General features: G+C 71.6%; 12 protein-coding genes. 5 read left to right on the plus strand and 7 right to left on the minus strand.

Annotated features, from left to right (window positions below):
- The 3 genes from dusB (at position 1) to ACIBG6_RS11745 (ending at position 5,946) form a co-directional block, all read left to right on the plus strand.
- Positions 1-1,137 (plus strand): tRNA dihydrouridine synthase DusB, encoded by a 1,137-nt coding sequence (dusB, locus tag ACIBG6_RS11735; protein WP_399222401.1) that lies wholly within the window; start codon positions 1-3, stop codon positions 1,135-1,137.
- Between the two features lie 366 nt (positions 1,138-1,503).
- Positions 1,504-4,215, plus strand: a complete 2,712-nt coding sequence (gene ppdK, locus ACIBG6_RS11740; RefSeq protein ID WP_399222403.1) for a pyruvate, phosphate dikinase — start codon at positions 1,504-1,506, stop codon at positions 4,213-4,215.
- A 678-nt stretch (positions 4,216-4,893) separates the two neighbouring features.
- A complete protein-coding gene (locus tag ACIBG6_RS11745) occupies positions 4,894-5,946 on the plus strand; it encodes a helix-turn-helix domain-containing protein (RefSeq protein ID WP_399222404.1) in 1,053 nt (350 codons plus the stop codon).
- Here the strand turns inward: ACIBG6_RS11745 and ACIBG6_RS11750 are convergent.
- Positions 5,916-7,070 (minus strand): alkaline phosphatase PhoX, encoded by a 1,155-nt coding sequence (locus ACIBG6_RS11750; protein ID WP_399222405.1) that lies wholly within the window; start codon positions 7,068-7,070, stop codon positions 5,916-5,918. The two genes, ACIBG6_RS11745 and ACIBG6_RS11750, sit on opposite strands and share 31 nt — an antisense overlap.
- 275 nt (positions 7,071-7,345) lie before the next feature.
- On the opposite strand from ACIBG6_RS11750, the gene ACIBG6_RS11755 reads away from it, so the two are divergent.
- Both ACIBG6_RS11755 and ACIBG6_RS11760 read left to right on the plus strand, forming a co-directional pair.
- Positions 7,346-7,795: a group III truncated hemoglobin gene (locus ACIBG6_RS11755; RefSeq protein ID WP_399222406.1), complete on the plus strand. Its 450-nt coding sequence runs from the start codon at positions 7,346-7,348 to the stop codon at positions 7,793-7,795.
- 111 nt (positions 7,796-7,906) lie between these two features.
- Entirely contained in the window at positions 7,907-8,320 is a 414-nt protein-coding gene (locus ACIBG6_RS11760) for a VOC family protein (RefSeq protein ID WP_399222408.1), read from the plus strand.
- 51 nt (positions 8,321-8,371) lie between these two features.
- Here the strand turns inward: ACIBG6_RS11760 and ACIBG6_RS11765 are convergent, their stop codons facing one another.
- The 6 genes from ACIBG6_RS11765 to ACIBG6_RS11790 all read right to left on the minus strand — a co-directional run bounded on the left by ACIBG6_RS11765 (position 8,372) and on the right by ACIBG6_RS11790 (position 15,387).
- Positions 8,372-9,142 carry an SDR family NAD(P)-dependent oxidoreductase gene (locus ACIBG6_RS11765; RefSeq protein ID WP_399222409.1) on the minus strand — a complete coding sequence of 257 codons (771 nt, stop codon included), beginning with the start codon at positions 9,140-9,142 and terminating at the stop codon, positions 8,372-8,374.
- Between the two features lie 54 nt (positions 9,143-9,196).
- On the minus strand, positions 9,197-10,567 hold the full coding sequence (locus tag ACIBG6_RS11770; protein ID WP_399222410.1) for an MFS transporter: 1,371 nt from the start codon (positions 10,565-10,567) through the stop codon (positions 9,197-9,199).
- A 99-nt stretch (positions 10,568-10,666) separates the two neighbouring features.
- Complete coding sequence (locus ACIBG6_RS11775) at positions 10,667-11,251, minus strand: TetR family transcriptional regulator (RefSeq protein ID WP_317594980.1); 585 nt, start codon at positions 11,249-11,251, stop codon at positions 10,667-10,669.
- Positions 11,252-11,288: 37 nt separating this feature from the next.
- The gene (nirD, locus tag ACIBG6_RS11780; RefSeq protein ID WP_399222411.1) at positions 11,289-11,648 is read right to left on the minus strand and encodes a nitrite reductase small subunit NirD; all 360 of its coding nucleotides are present in this window, start codon (positions 11,646-11,648) and stop codon (positions 11,289-11,291) included.
- Positions 11,645-14,170, minus strand: coding sequence for a nitrite reductase large subunit NirB (gene nirB / locus ACIBG6_RS11785; protein ID WP_399222412.1), 2,526 nt, complete (start codon positions 14,168-14,170; stop codon positions 11,645-11,647). Before nirB ends, nirD begins: the two co-directional genes overlap by 4 nt.
- On the minus strand, positions 14,167-15,387 hold the full coding sequence (locus tag ACIBG6_RS11790; protein ID WP_399222413.1) for an NAD(P)/FAD-dependent oxidoreductase: 1,221 nt from the start codon (positions 15,385-15,387) through the stop codon (positions 14,167-14,169). The genes nirB and ACIBG6_RS11790 overlap by 4 nt, the downstream gene beginning before the upstream one ends.
- Positions 15,388-15,402 lie beyond the last annotated feature (15 nt).

Genomic DNA, 15,402 nt, shown 5'->3' on the forward strand with positions numbered 1-15,402 from the left:
ATGACCGCGTTCTCTCCCCTCGCCATCGGGCCGCACATCGTGCAGCCGCCGGTGGTGCTCGCCCCGATGGCCGGCATCACCAACGCCCCCTTCCGTACCCTCTGCCGCGAGTTCAGCGGCGGCAAGGGGCTGTTCGTGAGCGAGATGATCACGACGCGCGCCCTGGTCGAGCGCAACGAGAAGACGATGCAGCTCATCCGGTTCGACGAGACCGAGAAGCCGCGCTCGATCCAGCTGTACGGGGTGGACCCGGTGACGGTCGGCAAGGCCGTCCGGATGATCGTCGACGAGGACCTCGCCGACCACATCGACCTGAACTTCGGCTGCCCGGTCCCCAAGGTGACCCGGAAGGGCGGCGGCTCGGCCCTGCCCTACAAGCGGCCGCTGCTGCGCGCGATCCTGAACGAGGCCGTGGGCAACGCGGGCGACCTGCCGGTCACGATGAAGATGCGCAAGGGCATCGACGACGACCACATCACCTTCCTCGACGCGGGCCGGATCGCGGTCGAGGAGGGCGTCACGGCGATCGCCCTGCACGGGCGGACGGCGGCGCAGCACTACGGCGGTACGGCGGACTGGGACGCGATCGCGCGCCTCAAGGAGCACGTGCCGGAGATCCCGGTGCTCGGCAACGGCGACATCTGGTCGGCCGACGACGCCCTGCGGATGATGCGGGAGACGGGCTGCGACGGCGTGGTCGTCGGGCGCGGCTGCCTCGGCCGGCCCTGGCTGTTCGCGGACCTGGTGGCGGGCTTCGAAGGCACCGGAGCCTACGCGGCGCCGGGTCTGCGGGTCGTCGCGGACGCGATGGTGCGGCACGCGCGGCTGCTCGGTGAGTGGCTCGGGGACGAGGCACGCGGTGTCATCGACTTCCGCAAGCATGTGGCCTGGTACCTGAAGGGCTTCTCGGTGGGCTCCGAGATGCGCAAGAAGCTCGCCATCACCTCGTCCCTCGACGAACTGAGCGCTCAGTTGAGCGAGCTGGACCTGGACCAGCCGTGGCCGGTGGGTGCGGACGGTCCTCGGGGTCGTACGTCCGGAAACAACCGAGTTGTCCTGCCGGACGGCTGGTTGAAGGACCCGTACGACTGCGCAGGGGTGAGCGAGGACGCCGAGCTGGACACGTCCGGCGGGTGAGATCCGTGCAGGAATCGGCCTTTCCTGGGGAGTGATCCTCGCCACCCCTGAGGGGGGTAGTGCTCACATGAGCATGTTACGGACGACTGCACCGCCTGAAGGGTGGCACCGGGTGCCACCCTTTTTGCGTTCAAGAAGTGAACGCAAGTGCTCGGATGGGCGCTCACCTGAGCGCTAAGGCTCTTCTTTTGGTCATCTGAGCTTCGGGGCCTGAAAGCGGAAGCTACCTCTCAGTTACTTTCGATGTGCTGGCGGACGGGTGGTTAAGACCATGTGACCGGCAGGCGTACCTCCACAGACGCCTTCGATCTGGGTATGTTCCTCGCCGTCAGGGCAGCCAACCGAGTCATCGAGGAGTCGGGACCCGTGTCGGAAAACAATGATCAGAAGTTCGTCTACGACTTCACCGAGGGCAACAGGGACCTGAAGGACCTGCTCGGTGGCAAGGGCGCGAACCTCGCCGAGATGACCAACCTCGGCCTGCCGGTTCCCCCCGGCTTCACGATCACCACCGAGGCGTGCAAGGTCTACCTCGAGAGCGGTTCGGAGCCTGTCGAGCTCCGCGACGAGGTCAGCGCGCACCTCGACGCTCTCGAGCAGCAGATGGGCAAGAAGCTCGGCCAGGCCGACGACCCGCTGCTCGTCTCCGTCCGCTCCGGAGCCAAGTTCTCCATGCCGGGCATGATGGACACGGTCCTCAACATCGGCCTCTCCGACGAGTCCGTCGTCGGACTCGCCCGCCAGGCCGACAACGAGCGCTTCGCGTGGGACTCGTACCGCCGGCTCATTCAGATGTTCGGCAAGACCGTCCTCGGCGTCGAGGGCGAGCTCTTCGAGGACGCCCTCGACGAGGCCAAGGCCTCGAAGAAGGTCGCCAGCGACACCGACCTGGACGCCGCCGACCTCAAGAAGGTCGTCAAGCACTTCAAGAAGATCGTGAAGGCCGAGACCGGCCGCGACTTCCCCCAGGACCCGCGTGAGCAGATGGACCTCGCCATCGAGGCCGTCTTCAACTCCTGGAACACCGACCGCGCGAAGCTGTACCGCCGCCAGGAGCGCATCCCGGGCGACCTCGGCACCGCCGTCAACGTCTGCTCGATGGTCTTCGGCAACCTCGGCCCGGACTCCGGCACCGGCGTCGCCTTCACCCGCGACCCCGCCTCCGGCCACGCCGGCGTCTACGGCGACTACCTGCAGAACGCGCAGGGCGAGGACGTCGTCGCCGGTATCCGCAACACCGTGCCGCTGGCCGACCTCGAGTCGATCGACAAGAAGTCGTACGACCAGCTCATGCACATCATGAACACGCTGGAGACCCACTACAAGGATCTCTGCGACATCGAGTTCACCATCGAGCGCGGCCAGCTCTGGATGCTCCAGACCCGCGTCGGCAAGCGCACCGCCGGTGCCGCCTTCCGCATCGCCACGCAGCTCGTGGACCAGGGCCTGATCGACGAGGCCGAGGCGCTCCAGCGCGTCACCGGCGCCCAGCTCGCGCAGCTCATGTTCCCGAAGTTCGACGAGGACGCGAAGGTCGAGCAGATCGGGCGCGGCATCGCCGCCTCCCCGGGTGCCGCCGTCGGCAAGGCCGTCTTCGACTCGTACACCGCGGTCAAGTGGTCCCGCTCCGGCGAGAAGGTCATCCTGATCCGCCGCGAGACCAACCCGGACGACCTGGACGGCATGATCGCCGCCGAGGGCATCCTCACCTCGCGCGGCGGCAAGACCTCGCACGCCGCCGTCGTCGCCCGCGGCATGGGCAAGACCTGTGTCTGCGGCGCCGAGGAGCTCGAGGTCGACACCAAGCGCCGCCGGATGACCACCTCCGACGGCCAGGTCGTCGAGGAGGGCGACGTCGTCTCCATCGACGGCTCCACCGGCAAGGTGTACCTCGGTGAGGTACCCGTCGTACCGTCCCCGGTCGTCGAGTACTTCGAGGGCCGCATGCACGCCGGTGCCGACGACGCCGACGAGCTCGTCGCCGCCGTCCACCGGATCATGGCCTACGCGGACCGCGTCCGCCGGCTGCGCGTCCGCGCCAACGCCGACAACGCCGAGGACGCGCTGCGCGCCCGCCGCTTCGGCGCCCAGGGCATCGGCCTCTGCCGCACCGAGCACATGTTCCTCGGCGAGCGCCGTCAGTTCGTCGAGCGGCTGATCCTGGCCGACACGGACGTCGAGCGCGAGCAGGCCCTGGAGGCCCTGCTGCCGCTGCAGAAGCAGGACTTCATCGAGCTGTTCGAGGCCATGGACGGGCTGCCCGTCACGGTCCGGCTGCTCGACCCGCCGCTGCACGAGTTCCTGCCCGACATCACCGAGCTGTCGGTGCGCGTCGCCCTCGCCGAGTCCCGCAAGGAGCCGCACGAGAACGACCTGCGCCTCCTCCAGGCCGTGCACCGGCTGCACGAGCAGAACCCGATGCTGGGTCTGCGCGGCGTCCGCCTCGGCCTGGTCATCCCCGGCCTGTTCACCATGCAGGTCCGGGCGATCGCCGAGGCCGCGGCCCAGCGCATCGACGCCAAGGGCGACCCGCGCGCCGAGATCATGATCCCGCTCGTCGGCACCGTCCAGGAGCTGGAGATCGTCCGCGAGGAGGCCGAGCAGGTCATCGCGGAGGTCAGGGCGCAGACGGGCGTGGACCTGAAGCTCGCGCTCGGCACCATGATCGAGCTGCCGCGCGCCGCCGTGACCGCCGGTCAGATCGCCGAGGCCGCGGAGTTCTTCTCCTTCGGCACGAACGACCTGACGCAGACGGTCTGGGGCTTCTCCCGCGACGACGTGGAGGCCTCGTTCTTCACCGCGTACCTGGAGAAGGGCATCTTCGGCGTCAGCCCCTTCGAGACCATCGACAAGGACGGTGTCGGCGCGCTCGTGCGCAGCGCCGTCCAGGCCGGCCGCGCCACCCGCCCCGACATCAAGCTCGGTGTCTGCGGCGAGCACGGCGGCGACCCGGAGTCGGTGCACTTCTTCCACGAGGTCGGTCTCGACTACGTCTCCTGCTCGCCCTTCCGGATCCCGGTGGCGCGCCTGGAGGCCGGCCGCGCGGCGGCCGAGTCCAAGGGCAGCGACAGCCGCTGAGTCCTGCTGAACCGGGGGTCAGGAGCGGCGGTCGGGCCCTCCTGAACCCCGGTTCAGCAGCAGTCCCGCTCCGCTGCTGAACCCCCGTTCAGCAGCGGTGCCGAGCCCTGCTGAACCCCCGTTCAGCAGCGGAAATCACCGAAACCACCAGAACCACCGGGGCCGCCGTCGGTCACTTTCGACCCTCACCGACGGGCGGCGGCCCCGGGTACCAAAGAGAGACGGGGCGGACACCTTTGTGCGGAGGTGTCCGCCCCGTCGTATTTCATCCCGAACGCGGCCGCTCATTTTGCTTGATCGTCGATCAGATGTGAGTTCCTGTTCAATTTCGGCCGATTCAATTATTGGCCATTGAACTTTTCTGTTTCCTCGCCGCAACTCTCCGCAAAGAACGGAGCGGGCGCGACCCCCGGATCCCCACCCGGAGGCCGCGCCCTTTACCGATGTCGGGCAGGTGAGCCGCAACCTCGCCGACCGCCGCCGGACGTGCAAAGCCCCCCACGGTCTTCGCCACGTCACCTCGGTCCTGAAGGTTTCCTGCCCGACCCGCACAGCTTTTCGTTTCTCCCCCGATCGCCGCGATGCTTTTCAACTGTGGCTGAAACACCCTGGTAACGTGCTGTGATGCTGTGCATACTCGTCGTCGGGGGTGGTTGCGAGTGCACAGGTGGGGACGTCATGCTGCGGATTCATTTCACCGGAAACGACTTGGCGGGGGTGCGGACGGCCGCCCGGCCGGATGTTCTGTGGGAAACCATTCTCAGCTTTCACCGCTTAAGGGACCGGCGCGGATCCGTCGTCTACCGGGAATGGCGCTCGGACGCCCGGATGCGGCTCGGCGGTGAGACCCGTCTGCTCGCCGCCCTCGTTCCCAGCCGCGGCTATTTTCCCGACTTCCTGACGCCCGCCGAAGGCGTCAACGGCCTCGACGAGGGCCTCCGGGCGATCCGCGCGACCGACTCGGGACGGCTCCGCGACGAGCTCTCCCTGCTCGCCGCCGACCGCTCCGGGGGCCGGACCGTGCCCCACTCGCTGCGCGCCCTCGCCGACGGCGGCGCGGAGCCCTTCGACCGGCTCGTGGGGGCCCTGCGCAGCTATCACCGGGCCGCGATCGAGCCGTACTGGCCGCACATCCGGGCCCGTGTGGAGGCCGACCGGGCCCGTCGGGGCCGGGCCCTGCTCGACGGCGGCGCGGACGAACTGCTCGCCTCGCTGCCGCCGATGCTCCGCTGGCGCGCGCCCGTCCTGGAGGCCGACTACCCGGTCGACCGGGACGTCCACCTCGACGGGCGGGGGCTGCTGCTCCAGCCCTCGTACTTCTGCCGGGGGACCCCGGTGGTGCTGCGCGACCCCGCGCTGCCGCCGGTGCTCGTGTACCCCGTCACGCACGGCGAGGCGCCGACCGTCCGCTCGCCGGGCGGCTCCTCGCTCGCCAAGCTGGTCGGCCAGACCCGCTCGGCGGTCCTGCACGCCATCGGGGACGGCGGTACGACGAGCGAGCTCGCGCGCCGGGCCGGGGTGTCGCTCGCCTCCGCGAGCCAGCACGCGGGCGTGCTCCGGGAGGCCGGGCTCATCGCGACCCTGCGCCACGGCAACGCGGTCCTGCACACGCTGACGCCGTTGGGCGCCGCCCTGCTCGGCGGCGCCCAACGGACGGTGGATCTACGGAAGGCCGACCTGCGGACGGCCGACCTGCGCCATTACGCGCGGAACGGGCCGGTCACCTCGTAGGTGATGCCGCCCGAGGAGCTGCCCGTCGTACCGCGCTGGCTGGAGAAGTACAGCCGCTTGCCGTCGGGCGAGAACGCCGGTCCGGTGATCTCGGAGCTGGACTGGCCCGTGATGCGGAGGAACGGGGCGACGATGTCGTCCGGGGTGATGACGCAGATCTCCATGTTGCCGCCGTCCTCGGAGACGAACAGGTCGCCGGAGGTCGTGCCGGTGACGTTGTCGACGCCGGTCAGCGGGGCCGTGCCGGAGACGAGCGAGTCGTCGTAGGCCAGCTCGTACGTGCCGGCGGCGAGGTTGACCTGCCAGACGCGGTTGTCGCCCTTGGTGGTGAACCAGACGGTGTCGTCCGCGTAGTAGCAGCCCTCGCCGCCGTTGAAGCGCTTGGCGCCGGAGACCTGGTTGCGGGTGGTGGTCGGCGCGCCGTCCGGGTCCGGCACGTTCTGCCAGGTGAACGTGCCGGAGGTGGCCGTGCCGGCCTTGAAGACCTGGAGGGTGCCGGAGGAGAGGTTGCCCCAGGTGGTGGGGACGAAGCGGTAGAAGCAGCCGTCCGACTCGTCCTCGGTCAGGTAGATCGCCTTGCGGACCGGGTCGGCGGCGGCGGCCTCGTGCTTGAACTTGCCCATCGCGTCACGGCGGTAGGCCGTGCCGCCCCACGGGTTCGACTCGTAGACGTAGCCGAGGGACACCTCCTCGCAGGAGAGCCAGGTGTTCCACGGGGTGGCGCCGCCCGCGCAGTTCTGACGGGTGCCGGAGAGGATCCGGTACGCGCCGGTGATCGTGCCCGCGGAGTCGAACCGCACGGCGCTCGCGCCGCCGCTCGGGTTGATCTCCGAGTTCGACACGTAGATCCAGCCCGTGCCGTCGACGAAGCAGGCGCCGCCGTCGGGGGCGTTGTGCCAGGTGTACGAGGTGCCCGTCACGGTCTGGCCGGACCGGGCGATGATCCGGCTGGTGAAACCGGCCGGCAGCTGGATGCCGTGCGAGTTCGCCGCGCCGAGCGCCCCGTACGGGCCCGCGCCGGGCTGGGCGGGCGCGGCGAAGGCCGCCCCGTGCCAGAGGCTGCCGCCGAAGGCGGCGGCGGAGGTGCCGATGACCGCTCCACGCAGGAAACTGCGTCGCTCCACGTCTCACTCCTGAAGAGGGTGATGAACCGCCCCGCCAAGCCGGTCGGCGGCGGGGTCGCGCGCTTCCGGAACCTAGGAGTACGGAGTTGACGGTGCATCAACAAGCGATGAAGGGGAAGAGGCGGGTGCGGGGCGAAGCGCGGCGTCGCAGGTGGGGGAGGCGCGGGGCCTCGTCCGCGGACGCCTCGGCGCCCCGGGATGCCGGGGCGCCCACCGACCGCACCCGGGACGTTCGGCACTGGGGGAGCGGGGTCCGGGCGGGCACACTGGGGGGCATGCGCGCCACCCGGGACATCAGCGACCGTGACGACCTCGACGTGCTGCTGCGGCGCTTCTACGGCGCCGCCTTCGCCGATCCGCTCATCGGGCCCTTCTTCACCGAGATCGCCGGCACGGACCTGGAGGTCCACCTGCCGCGGATCACCGACTTCTGGGAGCGCGCCCTCTTCCGTACCGCCGAGTACGGGCGGGACGCCTTCGCGCCGCACGCCGCCCTCCACTCCGCGCGGCCGCTCACCGCCGCCCACTTCGGCCGCTGGGTCCAGCTCTGGCACGCCACCGTCGACGGCCTCCACCGGGGGCCGCGGGCCGAGCGGGCCAAGGCGCAGGGCGAGCGGATCGCCGTCGCGATGCTGCGCAGGCTCGCCGGACCGGACGCCGGGACCGGGGGCGGAGGCGGCGGATTCGTACCGTTGGCGGCGCTGGAGCTGCGCTCCGCGGCCTGAGCGAAAAGGATCCTCGGGAGAGCGATGAGTTACGGGCGGGACGCCCGTCCTACCTCTTGAAAGCGCCGGAACGCACCGAGCGTCCGGCCGCCCGACGGAAGAGAGCACGTCATGGCCCCGCAGATGATCTTCGTGAACCTGCCCGTGAAGGACCTCGACGCCAGCAAGGCCTTCTTCGTGAAGCTCGGCTTCTCGATCAACGAGCAGTTCACCGACGAGACCGCCTCGTGCGTCGTCATCAGCGACACGATCTTCGCGATGCTGCTCACGGAGGAGAAGTTCAAGACCTTCACCGCCCCGGGCAAGGAGATCTCCGACGCCACGAAGACCACCGAGGTGCTCGTCACGCTGAGCGCCGAGAGCCGCGCGAAGGCCGACGAGCTGGCCGACGCGGCCCTCGCCGCCGGTGGCAGCCCGGCGAAGGAGCCGATGGACATGGGCTTCATGTACGGCCGCTCCTTCACCGACCTGGACGGCCACCACTGGGAGGTCTTCTGGATGGACCCGGCCGCCGCCCAGGGCTGAGCCCCTCCCACCGGACCCAGGGGCCTCGGACCCCCGGACTCCCGGCGTATGTCAGGCGGAGACCCCGCCGTCGATCACCAGGTCGGTGCCGACGGCGGAGCCCGCCGCGTCCGAGGCGAGGTACAGGACCGCCGCCGCCACCTCCGCGGCGGACGAGATCCGGCCCAGCGGCGACTGCTCCTTCATCCGGACCGCCCGCTCGGCCTCGGTCTCGCCGGGCTGCAGCGACATCGAGGACTCCGCGGCGCCCGGGCTGACCGCGTTGATCCGCACCCCGTCGGCGATGTGGTCCAGGGCCGCGGCCCTGGTGAGGGCCGAGACGGCCGCCTTCGAGACCTGGTAGCCGAAGACCCCGGGGATCCGGACGTGCGGACCCAGGTTGGACGAGATGTTCACGATCGCCCCGCCGCCGTGCGCCCGCATGTGCGCCACCTCGGCCTGGAGGGCGTGCAGCACCCCCGTCACGTTGATGTCGAGCAGCGTCTGCCAGTCCTCCAGGGGGAAGTCGGCCGCGCTGTGGCCGCCCCGGAAGACCCCGGCGTTGTTCACGGCGACGTCGAGACCCCCGAAGAGCTCGACCGTGCGCCGGACCAGCTCCCGCGTGGACTCGGCGCCGGACACGTCGGCCGTGACCGCGGCCGCGGTACCCCCGGCGGCCTCGATCAGGGCGACCGTCGCGTCGAGGGGCTCGGCGGTACGGCCGGCGACGACGACCTTCGCGCCCTCGGCGGCGAAGGCGAGCGCGATGGCCCGGCCGAGGCCGGAGCCGGCGCCGGTGACGAGGACGGTGCGGTCGGTGAAGCGGGCGGCTGATGCGGACATGTGAGTCGACTCCCCTGTGCGTGCGTGCTTGTGTGCGTGCGTGTTTGCTTGCTTCTACTTGGTACGGATCGTGGTGGCCGCTAGAGCGGTGAACGCGACGGCCGCGGCCGCCAGCGACACCGCGTCGGAGCCGAGGGTGAGCAGTGCGGCGAAGACCACGGTCGGCCCGAGCTCCATCGCCGTGTTCAGGACGCCGCCCGCGAGCCCCGCGCGGTGCGCCGGGACGCCGTCGGTGGCGAGGACGGCGGCGCCCGCGAAGGACCCGGCGCTACCGGCCGCGAGCAGCACGAGGCCGGGCAGCAGCCCGTACGCGTACGGGACGGTGGTGTCGAAGCCGGTCGCGGCGAGCAGCCCGAGCCCGGCGGCGGCCGTGCCGAGCCCGGCTCCGGTCACCCCGCCGGGGCCGTACCGCCCGATCAGCGGGCCCGCGAGCCGTCCCGCGCCGAGCAGGGCGACCGCGAAGGGCACGAAGGCGGCGGAGGTGAGCAGCGCGGACCAGCCGCGCCCCTCCTGGAGGGCGAGGGACAGCAGGAGGAACACCGTGGCCGTTCCCGCCGCCGTGAGCCCGATCGCCGCGAGGCCCAGGCCCCGGCGGCCGTCGCGGAGGAAGTCGGGCGGCAGCAGCGGGTCGGCGGTCCGCCGCTCGACGGCCGCGAAGGCGGCGAGGAGGGCCAGTCCGGTGAGCAGCGGGACGAGGACCGGGGCGGAGCCCCAGGGGTGGGCGTCGGTGAGGACGAGCCCGAAGCTGGCGAGCGTGATCCCGGCGGTGGCGAGCAGCGCGCCGGGCAGGTCCAGGGCCCGGCCCGTACCGGGCGGGGTCGCGGGCAGCAGCCGGGGCGCGAGGAGCAGCGCCGCGAGGGTCACGGCGACCGGTACGGCGAAGGTGCCGCGCCAGGAGACGGCGGCCGCGATCACCCCGGAGAGGAGGTTCCCTGAGGTCGCGCCGAGCACGGAGAGCCCGCCCCAGGTGGCCATCGCCCTGCCGTACGCGGCCGGTGCCGGGAACAGCGCCCGGAGCACGGCCATCGCGGCCGGGGCGACGAGCGCCGCGCCGACGCCCTGCCCGAAGCGGGCGGCGAGCAGCGCCTCGTACCCCGGGGCGAGCGGTGCGAGCGCGGAGGCGGTGCCGAAGACCAGGAGCCCGGCGGTGAGGGTCCTGCGGCCGCCGAACCGGTCGGCGAGCCGCCCGCCGAGCAGGAGCAGCCCGGCGAAGGTCAGGCCGTAGGCGGCGGTCAGCAGGATCAGGTCGGCGCGGTCGAGCCCGAACTCGGCGCGGATGCGGGGGAGGGGGACGGCGAGGCCGGCGAGCGTGAAGATGAGCGTCATCTGCACGCCGCCGAGCAGGGCGAACCCGCCGCGGGTGCGGGGCCGGTCGGGTCCGGCCGCTGCTCTGTCGTGTCCCCGTGTCCGCGTCGTCGCTTGCATGACCCATCCCCCTGAGTGTGGCCTTGTACTTGACCGTACATTCCAATATGGGCCCCGAAGAAAGGGCGCCCCTCTGCGGGCGCCCGCTCCTCGGCTCCTCTAGTCCAGCAGTTCCAGCGCCTGCTCCGCCGCGTCCAGGACCCTGCCAGGGTCCGTCGACGCCTTGCCGACCACCCTGATCCCCTGGAGCAGGACGAGCAGCATCCGGGCCAGGGCGCGCGGATCCCGGTCCGCCGGGAGCTCGCCCCCGGCCCGGGCCCGGGTGAGCGCCCCGTACAGGAGCGTCTCGACCTGCTCCCAGCTGAGCTCGACCCGGCGTGCGACGGCCACGTCGTGCGGGGCCAGCTCCGCCGCCGAGTTGGTGACGAAGCAGCCGTTCAGGCGCTCGCCCTCCGTCGCCGCCTGGGCGGCGAAGCGGCGGACGAGCCCGCGCACGGCCGGCAGGGCCGGGCCCGGCGTGGACAGCTCCTCGACGAGCTCCGGGTCGCGGGTCTCCAGGTAGCGGTCCATCGCCTTCATGTACAGGTCGTGCTTGTTCCCGAAGGTCGCGTAGATGCTGGCGCGGCCCACGCCGAGGTGCTCCACGAGGTCCGACATCGTCGTCGCCTCGTAGCCGCGCGCCCAGAACAGGTCGAGAGCGGCCTGGAGCGCGGCGTCGGGATCGAATTCCTTGGTCCTGGCCACAGAGAGACCGTACGTCTTTTTGGAACGACCGGTCAAGCTAAAGGGTTCGGAGGGGATAGACCGCGACCGTGACCTCGTCGTCGTCCAGGCAGCGGCCCGTCTCCAGGTCGAAGCGCTGCTTCAGGAGCGGCGACGCCACGAACGGCCGCCCGTCCGCCGAGCCGATCAGCCCCCGGGACAGCACCTGCGCCCCGGTGAACGGGTCGCGGTTGTCGATCGCGTACGTCCGGCCCGACCGGTCCCGGAAGACCGCCGCCTGCCGGCCGTCCGGGAGCAGGGCCGCCACGCCCCGGCCCGGGGTCAGCCGGGACTCCTCGCAGACCGTCATCCAGGAGTCGGGGGAGGGGGAGAGTTCGAGCATCGTCGAGGTGAGCGTCGTCGAGGTGAGTGCCGTCATCGGGAAGCCCCTTCCAGGGTGCTGTTCGTCGGGCCGAGCGTCAGGATCGTGAGATCCGGCTTGATCTGGTCGCGCTCCGGCATGAACCGGACCGACGGGTCCGGCGCCTCCGGCGCGTTCACGAAGGAGACGAAGCGCCGCAGCCGGTCCGGGTCGTCCAGCGTCTGCGCCCACTCGTCCTGGTAGTCCGCGACGTGCGCCGACATCAGCGCCTCCAGCTCGTCGCACAGCCCGAGCGAGTCGTGCACCACCACGTCCTTGAGGTGGTCGAGCCCGCCCTCCAGGCGCTCCAGCCAGGTCGACGTCCGCTCCAGCCGGTCCCCCGTCCGGATATAGAACATCAGGAACCGGTCGATCAGGCGGACGAGTTCGGCGTCCGAGAGGTCCTGGGCGAGCAGGTCCGCGTGGCGCGGGGTCGCGCCGCCGTTCCCGCCGACGTACAGGTTCCAGCCGTTCGCCGTCGCGATGATCCCGAAGTCCTTCGACTGGGCCTCCGCGCACTCGCGGGCGCAGCCCGAGACCGCCGACTTGAGCTTGTGCGGGGCGCGCAGGCCCCGGTAGCGCAGCTCCAGCTGGATCGCCATCTTCACCGAGTCCTGGACGCCGTACCGGCACCAGGTCTGCCCGACGCAGGACTTCACCGTGCGCAGCGCCTTGCCGTAGGCGTGTCCCGACTCGAAGCCCGCGTCGACCAAGCGGGTCCAGATCGAGGGGAGTTGGTCCACCCGGGCGCCGAAGAGGTCGATCCGCTGGCCGCCCGTGATCTTCGTGTAGAGGCCGAAGTCCCGTGCCACCTCGCCGATCACGATCAGCTTGTCCGGGGTGATCTCGCCGCCGGGGATGCGCGGCACGACCGAGTACGAGCCGTTCCGCTGCATGTTGGCGAGGAAGTGGTCGTTGGTGTCCTGGAGGGAGGCCTGCTCGCCGTCGAGGATGTAACCGTTGTTGAGGGAGGCCAGGATCGAGCCGACCGTCGGCTTGCAGACCTCGCAGCCCTCGCCGCCCTTCGCCCCGTCCCGCCCGTGCGAGTCCAGCAGCGCGGCGAAGGAGGTGATCCGGAGCGTGCGGGCGATCTCGTACAGCTCGCTGCGGTTGTACGAGAAGCAGCCGCAGAGCCCCTTGTCGGTGGCGGCCGGCAGCAGCTTCTCGATCACCTTCACGCAACTGCCGCAGCCCGTACCGGCCTTGGTGCACTTCTTCACCTCGGCCAGCGACTCGCACTGGCCGATCGCGTGCTTCGTGACGTTGTGGCAGGAGCAGATCACCGCGTCGTCCGGCAGCGCCGACGGGCCGAGCGCCACCGGCGCGCCCGCGCCCGCCGGGAGCACCAACTGCTCGGGGGAGACGGGCGGTACGGAACCGGTGAGCGGGCGAAGGAGCCCGTACTGCTCGGCGTCGCCGACCAGGACGCCGCCGAGCAGCACCCCGTCGCCGGAGATCACCAGCTTCTTGTAGACGCCCGAGCGGGAGTCGGAGTAGACGACGTCGAGGCAGCCCTCGGCCGCGCCGTGCGCGTCGCCGAACGAGGCCACGTCCACGCCGAGGAGCTTGAGCTTGGTCGACATGTCGGCGCCCGTGAAGCCGTCGACCGTTTCGTCGGCGATCGCCGCCGCCACCGTCTGCGCCATCTCGTAGCCTGGCGCCACCAGGCCGTACACCCGGCCGTCCACGGCGAGCGCGCACTCGCCGATCGCGAACACCGCGGGGTCCGACGTACGGCACCGCTCGTCGACCGCGATGCCGCCGCGCTCGCCGACGTCCAGGCCGCAGTCGCGGGCCAGCTGGTCACGGGGGCGCACGCCCGCCGAGAACACGACCATGTCCGCGGCCAGTTCGGAGCCGTCCGAGAGCTTCATGCCGGTCACGGCGCCGTCCGCCGTCAGGACCTCCTGCGTGCCCGTCCCCGTGTGGACGCTCAGGCCCATCCGCTCGATCGTGCGAAGGAGCGCCGCGCCGCCGCCCTCGTCGACCTGCACCGGCATCAGGCGCGGTGCGAACTCCACGACGTGCGTGTCGAGCCCGAGCCCCTTGAGCGCGCCCGCCGCCTCCAGGCCGAGCAGCCCGCCGCCGACGACCGCGCCGGTCGTCGCCGTCTTCGCGTACTCCTCGATGGCGAGCAGGTCCTCGATCGTGCGGTAGACGAAGCAGCCGCGGGCGTCCTTGCCGGGGACCGGCGGGACGAAGGGGTACGAGCCGGTGGCGAGGACGAGCGTGTCGTACGCGAAGACCTGCCCGGAGCGGGCGGTGACCGTACGGGCCTCCCGGTCCACCGACTCCGCCGGGTCGCCGAGGTGCAGCTCGATGCCGTGCTTCTCCAGGAACCCGGCCTCGACCATCGACAGGTCCTCGGCGCTCTTCCCCGAGAAGTACGAGGTCAGCTGCACGCGGTCGTAGGCCGGGCGCGGCTCCTCGCAGAGGACCACGATCCGGGCCCGCTCGGTGACGCCACGGTCGGCGAGCGCCTCCAGGAATCGCTGGCCGACCATTCCGTGGCCGACCAGGACGATGGTGGGGGTGGTCATGAGGAGCCTCCGTCGTGGGTGAGCAGGTGCAGCAGGGGGGCCTCCGGGAGGGCTTCGTCGCCCTCCCAGGCCCGGGCGAGCGCGCCGACCGCGGCCAGGTCGCCGAGGAGGACGCCCCCGACGAGCCGGTCACCGCGGACGACGACCTTGCGGTAGGCGCCTTGGGTGGCGTCGGTGAGCTGGACGACGTCGTCGCCCGGCCGGGCGGTCGCGTCGCCGAAGGCGGCGAGGTCCAGGGGGTGGGGGCCGCCGAGGGTGAGGCGGGTGAGGGCGCGGGTGCCGGTGTATCGGGGGCCGGAGTCCGTTGCCGCGTGGTCCGTCGCGGGCGCCTCGGTCAGGAGGACGTTCGCCAGGACGTCCGCCTGTTCCAGGGCCGGGCCGGCCAGGCCGTAGACGCGGCCCGCGTGTTCCGCGCAGTCGCCGATCGCGTGGATGTACGGGTCGGACGTGCGGAGTTCGTCGTCGATCAGGACGCCCCTGCCGACGTCGAGGCCCGCCTCCCGCGCCAGTGCCGTCCGGGGCCTGACCCCGCAGGCCAGGACCACGACCTGGGCGTCGAGGACGAAGCCGTCGGCGAGTTCGACCGCCGTCACCGCCCCGTCCCGCTGTCGCAGGCCGCTGACCCGGCACTCCGTGTGCACCTCGACGCCGAGGGACTCCACGTGGTCGCGCAGCAGGGCCGAGGCCTGGACGTCGAGTTGGCGTTCCATCAGGCGCTCGCCCTGCTGGGTCAGGACGACCTCCGCGCCCAGCGCCGCGAGCGCCCGCGCCGCCGAGACCCCGAGGAGCCCGCCGCCGATGACCACCGCCCGCACCCCGGGCCGGACGAGCGCGCGCAGCGTCAGGCAGTCGTCGAGCGTACGGAAGGGGTGGACGCCCTCCGGCAGCGCCGCCCCGCGCAGGCCGCGCAGCGGCGGCAGCACCGGGTTGGAGCCCGTGGCCAGGACCAGCCGGTCGTAGCCGACGAGGGAGCCGTCCGCGCACTCCACCGTCCGCGCCGCCCGGTCGATCCGTACCGCCCGTACCCCGAGCCGTACCGGCTCCCGGGTCCCGGGCAGGGCGATCACCTCGGGGGCGTACCGCCCGGCGAGGACGTCCGCGAGCAGCACCCTGTTGTACGGGGCGTGCGGTTCCTCGCCGAGGAGGGTGACGGGCAGGCGCTGGGCGAGCCGGGCGCCCGCCGTTCCGCCCCCGACCACCACGATCCGTGTACTCATACCGGGAAGCGTGCG

This window comes from Streptomyces sp. NPDC050842 (assembly GCF_044456565.1).
Lineage (GTDB): Bacteria > Actinomycetota > Actinomycetes > Streptomycetales > Streptomycetaceae > Streptomyces.